Here is a 16,001-nt window from a genome sequence, read left to right on the forward strand (position 1 = left end):
CACAACCTGCCATGCAGAGGGCACGCGACCGAATCTCAAATGGATGTGCCGACGATGAAAAAAGCCCTGACTCCCCCGAGTATTGCCGCGCCTTTTGGCGCCTATTCGCATGGGATTGATGCGGGTCCGGGTGGACGGGTGATCGTAACGTCGGGTCAACTAGGTCTTGCCCCCGATGGCACCTGTCCTGAAGGCGTGAAAGCCCAGTCAGAACAGTGTTTCTCCAATATTGACGCAATTTTGACAGAGGCGGGTGCGGGACGATCCGATGTGATCCGCATCTCCGCGTTTGTCACCCGGCGCGAAGATTTTGCGACCTATATGGCGGTGCGCGATGCGTGGTTGGCGCAGGTCGCGGTCAAACCCGCCTCCACCCTGATCATCGTCACGGGCTTCACCCGTGCAGAGTTTTTGGTCGAGGTCGAAGTGACAGCGGTCGCGCCCGTTTGAGGCGCGACCGGATATGACTATTTTTTCGGCATTTTATAGGCCGGGTTGGGCATTGGGTTGGACCATGCCCGTTTTCCGGCCCGATCCAACACCGTCACACGCAGCCAAGGGCTGTTGAAAAACCGCCCCAACGGCACCTCTGCTTGGGTCAGGCTTGCGCCGTGGACGGCGGTGGCGGCGCTGCCATGGCCCTGCACGATCACGGAGGAGACGGCGCTGCACTGCACCGTCATCGCTTTGTCGCTTACCTCGACGTGGCGCAATTCCGGGCCTTGCGAGCTATAGAAATCGCCGCGTTTGAGCGCCTCCAAAAGTGCTTCCGGGGTGTTCTCTTCGGATTTGACCATGACCCAGCCGCCGAAATGGTCGGGCTCGGAAAAATGTGCGTCATCGGTGGCGATCAGGGTCAGGTCGCGACCTTCCGAGAGCAACAAATCGGCATAAAACGCCCCATCTGCGCGATCACAGCCCATGGCACAGCCGTGGTTGTAAATCTCGACCGCATGGGCGGCCTCGATGGAGCGCGCATCTGCGAGCGACATGCCCGACCATTGCGGATGTGCCACGGCGACAAAAGCGCCTGCGTCACGGGCGCGTTGGGCAAGTTCGGGGCCGGTTTCTTGGCCTTCCACGGGCACAAAGGCCGGGCTGTTGGAGGGCGCGAAATCGGCGGGCAGGCCGACCGCGAGAATATGCCAAAGCTCGCCATTTTCCATCGCGCCCGAATGCAATTCAGCACCCAAGATCGTGGTAAACGCGTCATCGCGGAATGGCACAGTGTCGGCCAGTGGATAGTTGTAAACGCCGACGAAATGATCCGTCAGGGCAATGAAATCATAGCCCTCGGCTTTATAGCGACGGCAGACCTCGGCAGGGTCCAATATCCCGTCGGAGAGCGTGGAATGGGTGTGAAGATTGCCGCGATAAAAACGGCCGGGGGCGGTGAAGGCGGATGGGATCATGCGCGTAGTGTCCTCTAAGCGGTGTTGCATGGAGGTAGCGCCGAGCTGTGTCGCGAATATGACAGTCGCGCGACTGACCCGTCTTTGCCGGGGCAGATTGGCCGATTCTTACTGCTTCGTCATGCGGCCAGAGGGCAAAATCTGTGGGCCAGAGCGCCTGAATTTAGAGTTTGACACCCATGCGTTTGAGCACCGGCTGCCATTGCTGTTTGATCGGCGTGAATCGTGCCTGTTTTTGGTCGAAAATCGACAGGCCTTCGCGGGCCAAATCGACATAGGCGGCGCGTTCCGAGATCATGGTCACAAGCTCTTGACCATTGGCCGCCAGGAATTCCTTTAACAACCGTGCATCTTTGCGCCTTGGATCAATCCGTGACCCAATGGGCAGGATGTCGATTTTGCCTTTTTTGATCTGTTTGATCTCGCGCAGGGATTTCAAAAACCCTTTGGCCGCCAATTCGTCAAACATCGAGGCCATCACCGGGGTGACCATGACATCGGCGTCTTTCAAAAACGGTTTTGCCTCTTCCGCGCCAAGCCCCGCGCCGCTGTCGATCACCAGCCATTCGGTCTTTTTGGGCACCGAAGGCCGCGCCGTGCCGGACCAATCGAGCAAGGGGATATGTGGCGCATAGGCGGAGCGGCGTTTGCCCCATTGGCGCGCCGATTGTTGCGGGTCGGCATCAGCCAAAGCGACCTTGAACCCCGCCGCTTTCAACGCCGCGGCCAATGTGATCGCCGTCATGGTTTTGCCGGATCCACCTTTGCTGTTGGCGACCAGTAGCGTTTTCACGAGGACGATCCTTTCTTACTGTTTTTCTTGATGAATTTCTGAATATGCTCGCGCAATTCGCGTGAAGCCGAGGTGCCGGTTTTCTCGCAAAGCGCGACAAAGTCATCCCGGTCTGCCTTGGGCAGGCGAATGATCAAACTGCTGTCTTTTTTGCTTTTGGGGGGCATGTGATGTCTCGGTTCGGGTTGATCTTTGTATATACGTTTTAAGGCGGTCGTCAACCGCCTTTCCCGAAAAACCTTTAGAAAAGCCACAGAGTAAATCGGCGTGCCGGTGAGGTCTTCGAACCGATCCAGCATCAGACCCGGCAGTCGGTCATCCACTGGCCGACCACGCCCAGCCCCAAAGCGCCGGAAATGTCGCCCATGGCCATCATGCACCTGTCGAACCGGCCCATTTCCCAAATCAATGGCGACTCCAGAGCGCCATTTGGGCGGGTCGATCCCGACCAGTCTTCGAATAAGGCGGCTCAGCGCAGGGGAAGCCCGAGGGGACATCGGGCAATTTGCGCTTTTCCTCGCCGTGATCAAATGACACAGTCCGCAAGGCCGCGCGCCATACATGCTCTCTTGTTTTGAAAAGGACCCGCCACATGTCTGACCTGCGTCTGTCTGATCCTGTGACCCTTATTTCTTCTGACAGCTTCACCCCGGATGAAATTGCGCGGATCGAGGTCGTCGCCCCGGCGCTGCGTGCCGGAACCAAAGAAGCCCGCGCAGCCTTGCCTGCGGATCAGCGTGCCTCAATCAAAGCCATTGCGAACAAGGGCCATCGGGCGATTGATGGCGCACAAATGGACCTGTTTCCCAATCTCAAACTCATCGCGCAATTTGGCGTCGGCTATGATGCGATCGACGTCGCGGCGGCGACGGCGCGTGGGATCAAAGTGACCAATACACCGGATGTGTTGAACGAAGATGTGGCGGATTTGGCGGTGGCGATGATGCTGGGCTGGGCGCGCCAAATCCCGCAAGGCGACGCGTGGGTGCGCAATGGCACATGGGCATCGGGGCGCGAATTGCCGCTCAATCGCAAAATGTCCGGGGCCAAGGTGGGCATTGCTGGGATGGGCCGGATCGGCCGTGCCATTGCCGATCGTTTGGCGGCATTCAACATGGAGGTCCACTATTGCTCACGGGGGGAAAAGGACACGCCCGGCTGGACCTATCACACCGATGTGGTGGCTTTGGCGGCGGCGGTCGATTGGCTTGTGGTCGCCGTGGTCGGCGGGGACAGCACGCGCGGCTATGTCTCGCGCGCGGCCATCGAAGCACTGGGGCCGCAGGGCGTGGTGATCAACATCGCGCGCGGCACATGCATTGACGAAGAGGCGCTGATCGAGGCGTTGCAACAGGGCAAAATCGCTGGCGCCGGGTTGGATGTGTTTTACAATGAGCCGCATGTCGATGCGCGGTTGATCGCGATGGACAATGTGTTGTTACAGCCGCATCAGGCGTCTTCGACTGTCGAAACCCGCCGCGATATGTCCATGGCGCAATGCGCCAATTTGGCGGCGTTTTTTGCCGGTGAGGCGTTGATCACGCCCGTGAATTGACACGGGTGACATCTGGCCCTCTGTCTTTCTCGAAAGAGGTGTGGCGTCTTTCTGCGGGACAGGCGGGCGGGAAACGCCTAAAGGGGAGGTGAAAGCGTTTCGCGACAAACTTGGCTTAAAGCTTTGGCGTGAAACGCACAAACCCTATAGGTATTGCATGTGTTTCGTAAATAAGTTGTGTCTCAGCTTGGTTTCGAAACGCTTTGGCGATGAGTGACGCAAAAGGAAAAAGTCGATGAAATATGGTTTTGTACTGGCGGGATTGGTGGCTTTGGCGGGCTGCGCGGACCCGATGACACAGGTGACGCCGGAGGGGTTTCTCAAAGAGGTGCCCGAGAGCGTCCTTGCCCTCGCGGCCCCGGATCAAAACCTCAATGCCGTTCAGCTCAACCCCAAAGACGGCTGTTTCTGGTATCAGCATGTTGGCCCGGTCGAGACGACAATGTTGCCGTTGCGCACCCCGCGCGGCAATGTGATTTGCGCACAGCAACAAGAACCGCAACTGACGGCGATGTGATCTGAGGGCGGGTCGGGTCGTATCAGCTTTGCGCTGTGACGACCCGTTCCGCCGGATAAAGATGGGCGGTGGCGCCGGTGTCGACCCGATCATAGAGGTCGATCACATGGGCCATGACCATCCGCACACAGCCCGAACTGGCGCGCGACCCGATAGAACGCGGGTAGGGCGTGCCATGGATGCGCAGATAGGTGTCGCGGTTGCCCACGTAGAGATAGAGCGCGCGCGAGCCAAGTGCGTTGCGCGGGCCCGGCGCCATCCCATCGGCGTATTGCGCATAGGTTTCCGGCTCGCGTTTGATCATGTTGGGGGTCGGGGTCCAAGTGGGCCATTTCACCTTGCGTTTGATCGCATAGGTGCCGGGTTCATAGAGACCGTCCCGCCCAATCGCCACGCCATAGCGCATCGCGGTGCCGCCCTCTTCGATCAGATAGAGATAGCGCGCAACCGCATCGACATGGATGTCACCGGGGACGAGACCGGCATTGGCTTCAACCCGGCGCGGCAAAAACCGATCGTGCAGATCCCAAGGGTTGGTGGTTTCAAGATCGAAATTCGCGGGCGTCACCTGCGCATCCCAGGCCTCCCAATCGCTTTTTGTCGCGGCCATGGCCGGTGTCGCCACCGCGCCGAGGGCAGTTGCGGAAAACAGCGCGGTGGAGGTTTGAATGAAATGGCGACGGGTGAACATATGCGTGACTCCTTGGGGCAGCAGGGTGCGGCAGCAACCCAACTTTGTCATACTTAAGCTAACCCCATAAAAACGCAAGTTTTTGCGGGCGTGTTCACGATCTCTTTAACTTTTCCATAAAGAAGGGCCTCACCCAAATCCTCGCGGGGTCGGATGAGGTGACTGTCTGTGTTGACCGCAGAGGGTTTGGTTAAAACGACCCCGTGCCCATCACCCGGCTTGGGTCCGGGCCTTTTTCCATCTCGGCGAATTCCTCATAGGTGCGGTATTTGTCGATGATGCCTTTTTGCGCCAAGGCCAAAAGGTCCGCCGCCTCTTCGGGGCGCGATTTTGTCAGGGCGCGATACCGCAACTCGCCGTAGGCATAGTCTTTGAAGGCCAGGCTCGGGCGCGGGCTGTCGAGGCGGAAGGGCGGCTCGCCCGAGCCATGCAGCGCCGGATCATAGCGCAACAGCGGCCAATAGCCGGATTTCACTGCCTTGGCTTGTTGATCCATGCCTTTCGACATGTCGATCCCATGCGCGATGCAATGAGAGTAGGCGAGGATGATCGACGGCCCGTCCCACGCCTCGGCCTCGCGGAAGGCGCGCAGGGTGTGTTGCGGGTTCGCGCCCAAGGCAACCTGCGCCACATAGACATTGCCATAGGCGATGGCTTGCAGCGCCATGTCTTTGCGGTTGGTGCGTTTTCCGGCGGCGGCGAATTTGGCGATTGCGCCCAGTGGCGTGGCCTTTGAGGCCTGCCCTCCGGTGTTGGAATAGACCTCGGTGTCCATCACCAGAATGTTGACGTTGCGGCCCGAGGCCAAGACGTGATCAAGGCCTCCGTAGCCGATGTCATAGGCCCAACCATCGCCGCCAACGAGCCAGATGGCGCGTTTGACGAGGTGATCGGACAGCGACAACAGGTGCTCGACCTCAGAGGTTTGCGGCAGGCTTAATAGCTTGACCCGCAGCTCCGCCACCCGTTCGCGTTGGGTGCGGATTTCACTTTCGCGGATTTGCGGCGCGGTGAGGATGGCGTCGACCAAATTCTCTCCTACGTCACTTGCCATGCCGGTCAATAGCGTGCGCGCCACATCGGTTTGTTTGTCGACGGCCAAACGGAAGCCAAGGCCAAATTCGGCGTTGTCTTCAAAGAGTGAGTTGGCCCAGGTTGGACCGCGCCCCTCGACGTTTTTGGTCCAAGGCGTGACGGGCAGATTGCCGCCGTAAATCGACGAACATCCGGTGGCATTGGCCACCATGAGACGGTCGCCAAAGAGCTGCGACAGCAGTTTGACGTAAGGCGTTTCGCCACAGCCCGCGCAGGCGCCGGGGAATTCGAACAGCGGTTCCAAAAACTGCACGCCGCGCACATTGGCGAAATCGACGCGGGATCGGTCATTGACCGGAAAGCTTTCAAAAAACGCAATATTTTCGCGTTCCTTTTCGGGCAAATCGCCTTTGATCACCATGTTGATGGCTTTGTGAGACGGGTCATCGGGCGACACCGCCGGGCAGGCCTCGACACATAGCGAGCAGCCGGTGCAATCCTCCAAATAGAACTCAAGCGCGAATTGCGCGCCGGGGTAACCGCGGGTGTTGATCGGTGCGGATTTAAAGCTTTTGGGGGCGTTTGAAAGCAGCTCTTCGTCAAAATATTTCGCGCGAATGACCGAATGCGGGCAGACAAAGGAACACTGGCCACATTGAATGCACTCGTCCGCGATCCAGACCGGCACATCCTCAGCCACATTGCGTTTTTCCCACGCGGCGGTGCCGGACGGAAAAGTGCCATCGACGGGCAGGGCGGAGACTGGAATGTCGTCGCCGAGGCCCTCCATCATTTTCGCTGTGACTTCGCGGACGAAATCAGGGGCGTCATGAGGCACCAAGGCGGGGCGTTCGAGTGTGCTTGTGGCCGCCCTCGGCACCGCAATTTCATGCAATCCGGCCAGTGCACCATCGACGGCGGCAAAGTTCATATCAACGATATGTTGGCCCTTTTTGGTGTAGGTTTTCTCAATCGCCGCTTTGATTTTGGCAATCGCTTCCTCACGCGGCAAGACGTTTGAGAGGGCAAAGAAACAGGTCTGAAGGATGGTGTTGGTGCGGGCGCCTAGGCCCACATCGCGGGCGGCAGCCGAGGCATCGATGACGAAGAATTTCAACCGCTTGTCGATGATCGTTTGCTGTGCGGAGCGCGGCAGGCGGTCCCATGTGGTCTCCGGCCCATAAGGCGAATTCAACAGGAAGGTTGCGCCGGGGGCGGCGAGTTTGAGCACATCCATTTTCATCAGGAAATGGAACTGATGACAGGCGACGAAATTGGCCGAAGCGATCAGATAAGGTGCGGCGATGGGCTCGGGACCAAAGCGCAGGTGGCTTTCGGTGATCGCGCCGGATTTGTGGCTGTCATAGACGAAATAGCCTTGGGCAAAATGGCCCGGCTCATGGGCGATGATTTTGACCGAGTTCTTGTTGGCCCCCACCGTGCCATCCGCGCCCAAGCCGTAAAACACTGCGCGCACGATGGTGTCTTTTTCGATGTCATAGCTGGGATCAATGGGCAGAGAGGTAAAGGTCACGTCGTCATGGATACCGACGGTGAAATTCGTCTTTGGCGGGTCTTCGGACAGATTGTCAAACACCGCTTTGGCTTGGGCTGGGGTGAAGTCTTTGGAGCTGAGGCCGTAGCGCCCGCCGATGACACGCGGCAGGGTGGCGCGGATGCCTGTGGCGACCGCTTCCATCAGGGTTGAGACCACGTCGAGATAGAGCGGCTCGCCACTGGCCCCGCTTTCTTTCGAGCGGTCCAGAACGGCGATTTTTGTTACAGTATCGGGCAGTGCGGAAAGGAAATGCGCGGCCGAAAACGGGCGATACAGCCGTACCACGATGAGGCCGATTTTCTCGCCTTTCGCGACCAGATCCGCCACCGTGGCCGAAATCACATCGACGCCCGAGCCCATGGCAATCACCACGCGGGTGGCGTCCGGCGCACCGATATAATCGAACGGTTTGTAGTGCCGCCCGGTCATCGCGCCAAGTTTCGTCATTTCCTGCGCAACAATGTCGGGCGTGGCGGCGTAAAACAGGTTCGAGGCTTCGCGGCCTTGGAAAAACACGTCGGGGTTTTGCGCAGTGCCACGGATAAACGGGGTTTCCGGCGACAAAGCCCGTTTGCGATGCGCCCGCACGAGATCGTCGCCAATCATCATGCGGATTTGCCCGTCGGGGATCAGGTTGAGCGTATTGACCTCGTGGCTTGTGCGAAACCCGTCAAAGAAATGCATGAAAGGGACGCGGGATTTCAACGTGGCGGCCTGCGCAATCAGCGCCATGTCATGCGCTTCTTGCACGGAGCTGACGCCAACATGGCAAAGCCGGTGGAGCGCGCGGCCATAACATCCGAGTGGTCGCCAAAGATCGACAGGGCGTGGGTGGCCAGTGAGCGCGCCGCGATGTGAAACACCGTCGGCGTCAGTTCGCCAGCGATTTTGAACATATTGGGCAGCATCAACATCAGGCCCTGCGAGGCGGTGAAGGTGGTGGTCAAAGCGCCCGCTTGCAATGCGCCGTGGACTGTGCCGGCCGCGCCGCCTTCGGATTGCATTTCCTGAATCACCGGAATGTCGCCCCAGATGTTTTTGACCCCCAAAGCAGTCCAATCATCGGCCAATTCGGCCATCGGCGAGGATGGCGTGATCGGGTAGATCGAACAGACCTCGTTGACGCGGTAGGCCACATGCGCCACGGCGGCGTTGCCGTCCATGATGGCGTGTTCGGGCGTCGTATGGGGGTGATCAAGCATGGTGAAGATCCTCCGGGATCATCTCAAGCGCATGGCAGGGACATTGATCGAAACAGCTTTGGCAGCCGGTGCATTTCTCCGGGTCGATCTCATAGCCCAAGCCCGTTCCCAGTTTGACAATCGCGTCTTCGGGGCAGGCGGCAAAGCAATTGTCGCATTCGTAACACGACCCGCAGGAGTAACAGCGCGACGCCTCATAGCGGGCCTCGCGCTCGGACAATCCGCTGAGGACTTCGTCAAAACTTTGGCGTTGGCTGGTGGCGAGCGCGGCTTGTTCTTTCGGATCAACATCGGAGTAAACCGGCAGGTGCAACATGTCGCCGGTGACCAGAGCGGGGGCCTCGTCGGTCACATAGGCCGTGCCCGCAAGCCAAGCGTTGATGTGGCGGGCGGCCAGTTTGCCGTGGCCTGTGGCGATGGTGACGCTTTGCTGGTCGGGGACCATATCGCCGCCGGCAAAAATGCCCGAAGCGCCCGTCATCCGGGCGGCATCGATCTCGACCGTGCCATTCCACCTGAAGGTCAATCCGGGGACGTTTTTCAAAAACGTGCTGTCGGTTTCCTGCCCCAAGGCCAAGACCACCGCATCCGCCGTCAGCGTTTCAAATTCGCCCGTGGGCACGGCGCGCCCATCTGCGCCGATCTCCATCCGTTCGACTTTCAAATCCTCCCCGTCGATCTCTTTGATCGTGGTCAACCATTTGATTTTAATGCCTTCCGCCATCGCCTCATCGGCTTCGAATTGATGCGCGGGCATATGGGCGCGGTCGCGGCGGTAGACGATCAAAGTCTCGGTCGCGCCCAACCGTTTGGCCGTGCGTGCCGCATCCATCGCGGTGTTGCCGCCGCCGTAAACGATGACCCGACGGCCCAAAAGCGGCGCGTCGCCTTTGGAGGCATCGGACAACAGGTGCACAGCATCAAGGATTTTCGGCGCTTCTCTCAAAGGGATATCGACATGTTTGCCCGCCCCGGCACCAATCGCCAAATAGACCGCGTCAAAGCCGCCCTCGGTCTTTTCCGCCATCAGGTCGGTGACCTTATGATTGAGGGCGATTTTGACCCCAAGCGCTTCGATCCGGGCGATATCGCGAGCCAATTCGGCACGCGGCATCCGGTAGGCGGGAATGCCGAAATGCATCATGCCGCCCGCCACCGGACCGGCCTCGCGAATCTCGACGTGATGGCCGAGACGGGCAAGGTGATAGGCGCAGGACAGGCCGGATGGGCCCGCGCCGACGACCAACACTTTTTTATCCGTGGGCGGGGCGGCCGCTTTGAACATCCAGCCTTTTTCATTGGCCATATCGCCCAAAAACCGCTCAATCGCGTGGATCGACACCGAGGCGTCGACCTCACCGCGGTTACAGCCGCCCTCGCAGGGGTGGTAACAGACCCGGCCATGCACGGCGGGCATCGGGTTGTCGGCTGTGAGGATGTCCCAAGCGGCGCGGTAGTCGCCCGCCATTGCGCGTGCCAACCATTCGCGGATGTTTTCGCCTGCCGGACAGGCCGCTGCACAGGGCGGGGTCAAGGTCACATATTGTGGGATTTGGCGGCGCACAGGCCCCGTGCCACCGATCTTGGTGTGATCAATGAGAGGGGTGAAATCTTTGCGTTTGCTGCCGGGGGCTGTGTCGGCTTTTGGGTCTACAGAATGGGACATGTCAGATGCCTTATGAGGTCTGGCCTGACACAGCATCGCGGGGTTCGGCGGACGTGGCGTTGACATAAATCAAGGCACGCATGGGTTTGATTTGGCTTGTAACTTTATGATTTTACAATGGGCTTATTGGGTGTTTTATGTCGTTCCCGATTGAGACCCGAGGGGTGATCGGGAGAGGCCTTATTGGCGGCGCAGGGGTGTTGCGCAAACCCAGCCACCACGATTTATCTTTACTTGGCGGCTTAGTGTAAATAAATGACTGGTCAGTTATTTATATTTACGACTCAACAGGAGCCCCCCGTGACAGCGCAGTCTGAGGATCGGCCCGAGACAGATCAGACCGAGCCAGAACCAAAATTCCGCCGCCGCAAAGACGCGCGCCCAGACGAGATTTTGGACGCGGCGCTCGATTTGTTTGCGGAAAAGGGGTTTGACCGCACCCGGGTCGAAGACATCGCCCGTCGCGCCGGGGTCTCGAAAGGCGCGGTTTACCTTTATTTCCCGTCCAAAGACGCAGTGATCGAAGCGCTGGTGCATCGCGCGGTCGGCAGTTTCGTCGGCAAAATGGCGGATCACATCACCGCGTGGCGCGGTGACCCGCGCCCGCTGTTGATCCGGCTCGTGCCAATCTTTGTGGAACGCGTCTCTGATCCGCGGGTTTTGGCGGTGCCAAAGCTGATCATCAGAGAGGCGCCGAGCCATCCGAAACTGGCCGAAATGTACCGCGAACAGGTGATTGGCACGGCCTTTCCCGCGCTCACCGCGCTGTTTTCGCAGGCGGTGGAGGGCGGATATATCCGCAAAATCGACCCGGAAATGGCAGTGCGCTGTCTGATCGGACCATTTTTGATGCATGTGATGTTGGAGGATGTGTTTGGCATCCGCCCCTCTGGCGCCGCCCCCGGAGAACTGAAACTCGCCACATTGCTCGACACCCATTTGTCGATCTTCTTTGCCGGGCTGGACCCTGACCCATCGCCCGATCCCTCCCCCCAAAAGGACATGTCCCATGGCTGATCTCCCAAGCTGGATTGTCGCTGTCATTGCTGCGATTTATCCGGGATTCACCCCCGCGCCGCCCTATGTTTATGACGGCTATATCGAAGGCGATTACGTCTATGCCGCCGCTGCTGCCAGTGGCCGGATTGATCAAATCACGGTGACGGAAGGTCAGGAGGTGGCGGCGGGGGCGTTGCTTTTTGCCCTTGAGGATGGCCAAGCCAAAGCCAGTTTGCGCAGTGCCGAGGCGCAATTGGCACAGGCTCAGGCCGAATTGGAAAACCTGTCCACCGGATCGCGCGAGGCAGAAACGGAGGTCATCCGCGCCTCGTTGCGCCAAGCTCGCGTGGCCTATGACATTGCCCAAACCCGGCTCGACCGGGCCAAGGCATTGTTGGCCAAAGGGGCAACCACGCAGGCGGCGGTCGATGACGGGCAAGCGGCGGTGGACGAGGCCGCCGCCTCGGTCGCCAATTTCGAAGCGCAGTTGAAAGTGGCGGAATTGCCCGCCCGCGCGGCCCAACGTGTGGCCGCCGAGGCGGGGGTTGAGGCAGCCCGGGCGCAGGTCGATTTGGCACAGTCTAACCTTGAGGACCGACAGGTGCGCGCGCCTCAGGCGGGGCGGGTCGATAAGGTCTATTTCGACGCCGGTGAAGTGGCCGCCACAGGCGTGCCTGTGGTGGCGCTGTTGCCGCCGGGCGATTTGACGGCGCTGTTTTTCGTGCCGGAATCCGAGCGCGCGGATTTGCAGTCTGGCGATGTGGTTCAGCTAAGGTGTGACGGCTGTCCAATTGACTTAACAGCAAAAATCACCCGCATGGCCTCGGACCCGCAATACACTCCGCCGATCCTTTACACCCGCGAACAACGCGGCCGCTTGGTTTACCGGGTCGAGGCCGATGTGATCGAACCAAAGGGCGTTTTGCCGGGGCAACCGATCACGGTCGATGCCGCCTCAGCGGTGGGGAAATAGGCCATGGAAACGGGGTTTGGTCACGCCGATGACATTGCCATTTCCGTGCGCGGATTGACCAAGATTTTTGGCACCCGCAAGGTCGTCGATGGTTTTGATATGGAGGTCAAAAAGGGCGCGATTTATGGCTTTCTGGGGCCGAACGGGTCGGGCAAAACCACCACCATTCGAATGATGTGCGGGTTGTTGACGCCGGATGCGGGCGAGGGACATTGCCTTGGCCTCGACATCGTCAAACAGTCGCGCGAAATCAAAAAGCGCGTCGGCTACATGACGCAAAAGTTTTCGCTTTACGAAGACCTGACCATCGCGGAGAACCTCGATTTCGTGGCGCGGATGTTTGATATGCCGAACCGCAAGCAACAGGTTTTAGACGCGGTGCGCGATCTCGGGCTTGAGGGCCGGGCGCATCAATTGGCGGGCACGTTGTCGGGGGGCTGGAAGCAGCGCTTGGCGCTCGCGGCCTGTATGATCCATGCGCCGGACCTGTTGCTTCTGGACGAACCGACAGCGGGGGTGGACCCCAAGGCGCGGCGCGATTTTTGGGATGAAATCAGACGGTTGAGCGCCAAAGGCGTGACGGTTTTGGTGTCGACCCATTACATGGACGAGGCGGTGCAATGCGACCACATCGCCTATATCGCCTATGGCAAAAAGTTGATCGACGGGGCGGCGTCCGAGATCCCCGGCCAGATCGGATTGCACACATTCGTGGTGACAGGGCCGGATTTGACACCTTTGGAAGAGCGTTTGAAACAAGACGCCGCAGCCGGGCAGGTGATCCGCTTTGGCGCGGAATTGCATGTGTCGGGCACGGACAAAGCGGCGCTTGAGGCGCTGGCCAAACGCGAAACCGCACACGGCAGCCATGAGTGGCGCGCCAAAAAAGCCGGGCTTGAGGAGGCATTTATCTACCTCATGGCGGGGGCGCGCGACAACTTTGGCGCTGAGTTGGAGGTCGTATCATGAGCGGGCGGGGGCGGTTCTTTTCATGGGCGCGCTTTGCCGGGGTTCTGATCAAGGAATTCATCCAAATGCGTCGTGATCGCGTGACCTTTGCGATGATGATCGGCATTCCGGTGGTGCAACTTTTGCTGTTTGGCTATGCCATCGACACCGATCCGCGTCACCTGCCGACCTTGGTGGAAATGACCGAGGAAAGCCCGATTTTGCATGCGTTGACGACGGCGATGGACACCTCCGAATATTTTGATTTCATTGGGGTTTCGACCTCTGAGGCGGAAAGTGATCTGGCGCTGCGAGATGGCCGTGCCACGGTGATCCTGACCGTGCCGCCGGGGTTTGATCGCGATATGATCCGGGGGCTGCGCCCCGAGATTTTGTTGACGGTGGATGCCTCCGATCCGGTGGCGGCGGGGGGGGCGATTGGGGCGATCAATGGCGTGGTCAACACCGCGATTGCGCAAAGCCTGACCGGGCCTCTGGCCTTTGCGGCGGGGGCGCCTGCGCCGTTTGATATGGTCATCCACCGGGCGTTCAATCCCGAGGGCAAGACCTCGACCAACATCGTGCCGGGGCTCTTGGCGGTGATCCTGTCGATGACCATGGTAATGATCACGGCGGTGGCGATTGTGCGCGAAAGCGAACGTGGCACGATGGAAAGCCTGATTGCCACGCCAGTGACGCCCGCCGAGGTGATGTTGGGCAAAATCATCCCCTATGTCTTTGTCGGCTATGTGCAAACGCTGGTGTTTTTGATCGCAGCACGGGTGTTGTTCGATGTGCCGTTCGAGGGGTCTTTTCTGGCGTTTTTCCTTGGTTTCAACCTTTATATCGTGGTCAATCTGGCGATTGGATTTCTGGTCTCGACCATGGCGCGGTCGCAAATGCAGGCGATGCAATTGTCGTTTTTCACCATCCTGCCGACCATTCTTTTGTCCGGGTTCATGTTCCCGTTTGCGGCGATGCCGGGCTGGGCGCAGGCGCTTGGCACAGCGATCCCCGCGACGCATTTTTTGCGGGTTGTCCGCAAGGTGATGCTCAAAGATGGCGGTCTGCGCGAGGTGGCACCGGATATGTTGGCGATTGCTGTGATCTTGGTCGTGGTGGTGATTGTGGCCTTGCGGCGGTATCGGCAGACCTTGGATTGAGGCGCGAAAACAGTAGTTTACGACGTTTTGTGACAGGGGCTATGCGGTGTTCAATTCCAATTAAAACAATCGGGATTGACATAACATACTAAAAAAGTCAGTTATTGACCCCATGAGCCACCGCCCGAACGCGGGGCAAATGGAACGTGATCTTGACCGCCCAAAGAGGCGGTGGGGCACAGGAAAGGGATAAGACTGATGAAACGCATGACGACGACGGCACTGTTCGCCGCCACCCTGCCGCTGGCACCGGCCTTTGCGGGCGAAAAAGAGGTGGTGGACACCTATGTCGAGATCGGCCACGCCACGTTTGAGGACGCGTTGATCAAGGCGCAGGAGTTGCGCACAGCCATTGACACGCTGTTGACCGATCCGTCCGAGGCAGGCCTGACAGCGGCGCGCACAGCATGGATCGCCGCTCGTGTGCCCTATCAGCAAACTGAAGTCTTCCGTTTCGGCAACCCCATCGTCGATGACTGGGAGGGCAAGGTGAACGCCTGGCCGCTTGACGAAGGGCTGATCGACTATGTCGACGCCTCCTATGGCGGACCGACAGACGAGAACGAGTATGCCGCGCTCAATGTCATCGCCACGCCGAAATTTACCCTGTCGGGTACCGAGATTGACGCCACCGAGATCACGCCCGAGCTGATCGGCGAGACATTGCATGAGGCGGATGAGGTCGAGGCCAATGTCGCCTCCGGCTATCATGCCATCGAATTCCTGCTCTGGGGTCAGGATTTGAACGGCACCGAGCATGGTGCGGGTAACCGCCCCTACACCGATTATGTGGTGGGCGAGGGCTGCACCAACGGCAACTGTGATCGGCGTGGGCACTATTTGACTGCGGCCACCGATCTGTTGATCTCGGACCTCGAATATATGGTCGGGCAATGGGCCGAGGGCGGCGAAGCGCGTGAGACAGTTCTGGCCGATCCGGCAGCCGGTATTGTGGCGATGCTCACGGGCATGGGGTCCTTGTCCTACGGCGAATTGGGCGGCGAACGGATGAAGCTCGGCCTGATGCTCAACGACCCGGAAGAGGAGCATGATTGTTTCTCGGACAACACCCACAATTCGCACTTCTATGATGGCATCGGCATGCGCAATGTCTTTACCGGCCAATATGTACGAAGCGATGGCACGTTGATCCGCGGCGAAAGCCTGGCCGATCTGTTGACTGCGGCAGACCCGGAGGCGGGTGCAGAATTGAGCGCGGCGGTGGATCATTCCGTGGCCGAATTGGGTCAGATCAAAGCCGCCGCCGAAGCCGGATTTTCCTATGACCAAATGCTTGAGCGCGGCAATGCGGCGGGCGAAGAGTTGATCATGTCGGCGGTTGATGCCCTTGTGCTGCAAACACGCTCGATTGAGCGGGCCGTGACGGTTTTGCAAGCGGGCGAGGTTTCGGTTGAGGGCTCTGACAGCTTGGACAACCCCTCCGCCGTGTTTGAATAAACCCGAGGCAAAACAAATGCGTGGGGGGCTT

13 protein-coding genes and 1 pseudogene are annotated in these 16,001 nt (G+C 59.2%); 8 read left to right on the forward strand and 6 right to left on the reverse strand.

The features are described 5' to 3' along the window. Positions 1-54: 54 nt before the first annotated feature. On the forward strand, positions 55-450 hold the full coding sequence (locus C8029_RS20485; RefSeq protein WP_226946414.1) for a RidA family protein: 396 nt from the start codon (positions 55-57) through the stop codon (positions 448-450). Positions 451-467: 17 nt separating this feature from the next. Here C8029_RS20485 and C8029_RS20490 read toward each other — a convergent pair whose 3' ends face one another. The 3 genes from C8029_RS20490 to C8029_RS22135 form a co-directional block, all read right to left on the reverse strand. Continuing rightward, positions 468-1,412, reverse strand: a complete 945-nt coding sequence (locus C8029_RS20490; protein WP_009570672.1) for a PHP domain-containing protein — start codon at positions 1,410-1,412, stop codon at positions 468-470. A gap of 163 nt (positions 1,413-1,575) precedes the next feature. Further along, a complete protein-coding gene (locus tag C8029_RS20495; RefSeq protein ID WP_009570671.1) occupies positions 1,576-2,205 on the reverse strand; it encodes a nucleotide-binding protein in 630 nt (209 codons plus the stop codon). Then, a complete protein-coding gene (locus C8029_RS22135; RefSeq protein ID WP_176832834.1) occupies positions 2,202-2,372 on the reverse strand; it encodes a hypothetical protein in 171 nt (56 codons plus the stop codon). The genes C8029_RS20495 and C8029_RS22135 overlap by 4 nt, the downstream gene beginning before the upstream one ends. 425 nt (positions 2,373-2,797) lie before the next feature. On the opposite strand from C8029_RS22135, the gene C8029_RS20500 reads away from it, so the two are divergent. After that, complete coding sequence (locus C8029_RS20500; protein ID WP_009570668.1) at positions 2,798-3,760, forward strand: 2-hydroxyacid dehydrogenase; 963 nt, start codon at positions 2,798-2,800, stop codon at positions 3,758-3,760. 235 nt (positions 3,761-3,995) lie between these two features. Then, a complete protein-coding gene (locus tag C8029_RS20505) occupies positions 3,996-4,277 on the forward strand; it encodes a hypothetical protein (protein WP_009570667.1) in 282 nt (93 codons plus the stop codon). Positions 4,278-4,299: 22 nt separating this feature from the next. Here the strand turns inward: C8029_RS20505 and C8029_RS20510 are convergent, their stop codons facing one another. The 3 genes and pseudogenes from C8029_RS20510 to C8029_RS20520 form a co-directional block, all read right to left on the reverse strand. Next, positions 4,300-4,968, reverse strand: a complete 669-nt coding sequence (locus C8029_RS20510) for a L,D-transpeptidase (protein WP_009570666.1) — start codon at positions 4,966-4,968, stop codon at positions 4,300-4,302. Positions 4,969-5,158: 190 nt separating this feature from the next. Continuing rightward, positions 5,159-8,763: pseudogene (nifJ, locus tag C8029_RS20515) on the reverse strand (pyruvate:ferredoxin (flavodoxin) oxidoreductase). Continuing rightward, the gene (locus tag C8029_RS20520) at positions 8,756-10,429 is read right to left on the reverse strand and encodes an NAD(P)-binding protein (RefSeq protein ID WP_152003620.1); all 1,674 of its coding nucleotides are present in this window, start codon (positions 10,427-10,429) and stop codon (positions 8,756-8,758) included. Before C8029_RS20520 ends, nifJ begins: the two are co-directional and overlap by 8 nt. Before the next feature lie 300 nt (positions 10,430-10,729). On the opposite strand from C8029_RS20520, the gene C8029_RS20525 reads away from it, so the two are divergent. The 5 genes from C8029_RS20525 to C8029_RS20545 all read left to right on the forward strand — a co-directional run bounded on the left by C8029_RS20525 (position 10,730) and on the right by C8029_RS20545 (position 15,970). Beyond that, positions 10,730-11,446, forward strand: a complete 717-nt coding sequence (locus C8029_RS20525; protein WP_152003621.1) for a TetR/AcrR family transcriptional regulator — start codon at positions 10,730-10,732, stop codon at positions 11,444-11,446. Then, a complete protein-coding gene (locus C8029_RS20530; RefSeq protein WP_009570661.1) occupies positions 11,439-12,401 on the forward strand; it encodes an HlyD family secretion protein in 963 nt (320 codons plus the stop codon). The genes C8029_RS20525 and C8029_RS20530 overlap by 8 nt, the downstream gene beginning before the upstream one ends. A 3-nt stretch (positions 12,402-12,404) precedes the next feature. Further along, a complete protein-coding gene (locus C8029_RS20535) occupies positions 12,405-13,370 on the forward strand; it encodes an ABC transporter ATP-binding protein (protein WP_009570660.1) in 966 nt (321 codons plus the stop codon). After that, positions 13,367-14,512 carry an ABC transporter permease gene (locus C8029_RS20540; RefSeq protein ID WP_152003622.1) on the forward strand — a complete coding sequence of 382 codons (1,146 nt, stop codon included), beginning with the start codon at positions 13,367-13,369 and terminating at the stop codon, positions 14,510-14,512. Before C8029_RS20535 ends, C8029_RS20540 begins: the two co-directional genes overlap by 4 nt. Positions 14,513-14,710: 198 nt before the next feature. Next, complete coding sequence (locus C8029_RS20545; protein ID WP_152003623.1) at positions 14,711-15,970, forward strand: imelysin family protein; 1,260 nt, start codon at positions 14,711-14,713, stop codon at positions 15,968-15,970. Positions 15,971-16,001: the final 31 nt, after the last annotated feature.

The organism is Roseobacter sp. TSBP12 (genome assembly GCF_009129705.1).
GTDB lineage: Bacteria > Pseudomonadota > Alphaproteobacteria > Rhodobacterales > Rhodobacteraceae > Celeribacter > Celeribacter baekdonensis_A.

Excerpts from the sequence above, each read along its gene's own strand:
- C8029_RS20510 (WP_009570666.1), bottom strand. The coding sequence starts at position 4,968 with ATGTTCACCCGTCGCCATTTCATTCAAACCTCCACCGCGCTGTTTTCC.
- C8029_RS22135 (WP_176832834.1), bottom strand. The coding sequence starts at position 2,372 with ATGCCCCCCAAAAGCAAAAAAGACAGCAGTTTGATCATTCGCCTGCCC.
- C8029_RS20535 (WP_009570660.1), top strand. The coding sequence starts at position 12,405 with ATGGAAACGGGGTTTGGTCACGCCGATGACATTGCCATTTCCGTGCGC.
- C8029_RS20530 (WP_009570661.1), top strand. The coding sequence starts at position 11,439 with ATGGCTGATCTCCCAAGCTGGATTGTCGCTGTCATTGCTGCGATTTAT.
- C8029_RS20505 (WP_009570667.1), top strand. The coding sequence starts at position 3,996 with ATGAAATATGGTTTTGTACTGGCGGGATTGGTGGCTTTGGCGGGCTGC.
- C8029_RS20540 (WP_152003622.1), top strand. The coding sequence starts at position 13,367 with ATGAGCGGGCGGGGGCGGTTCTTTTCATGGGCGCGCTTTGCCGGGGTT.
- C8029_RS20500 (WP_009570668.1), top strand. The coding sequence starts at position 2,798 with ATGTCTGACCTGCGTCTGTCTGATCCTGTGACCCTTATTTCTTCTGAC.
- C8029_RS20545 (WP_152003623.1), top strand. The coding sequence starts at position 14,711 with ATGAAACGCATGACGACGACGGCACTGTTCGCCGCCACCCTGCCGCTG.
- C8029_RS20485 (WP_226946414.1), top strand. The coding sequence starts at position 55 with ATGAAAAAAGCCCTGACTCCCCCGAGTATTGCCGCGCCTTTTGGCGCC.
- C8029_RS20520 (WP_152003620.1), bottom strand. The coding sequence starts at position 10,429 with ATGTCCCATTCTGTAGACCCAAAAGCCGACACAGCCCCCGGCAGCAAA.
- C8029_RS20490 (WP_009570672.1), bottom strand. The coding sequence starts at position 1,412 with ATGATCCCATCCGCCTTCACCGCCCCCGGCCGTTTTTATCGCGGCAAT.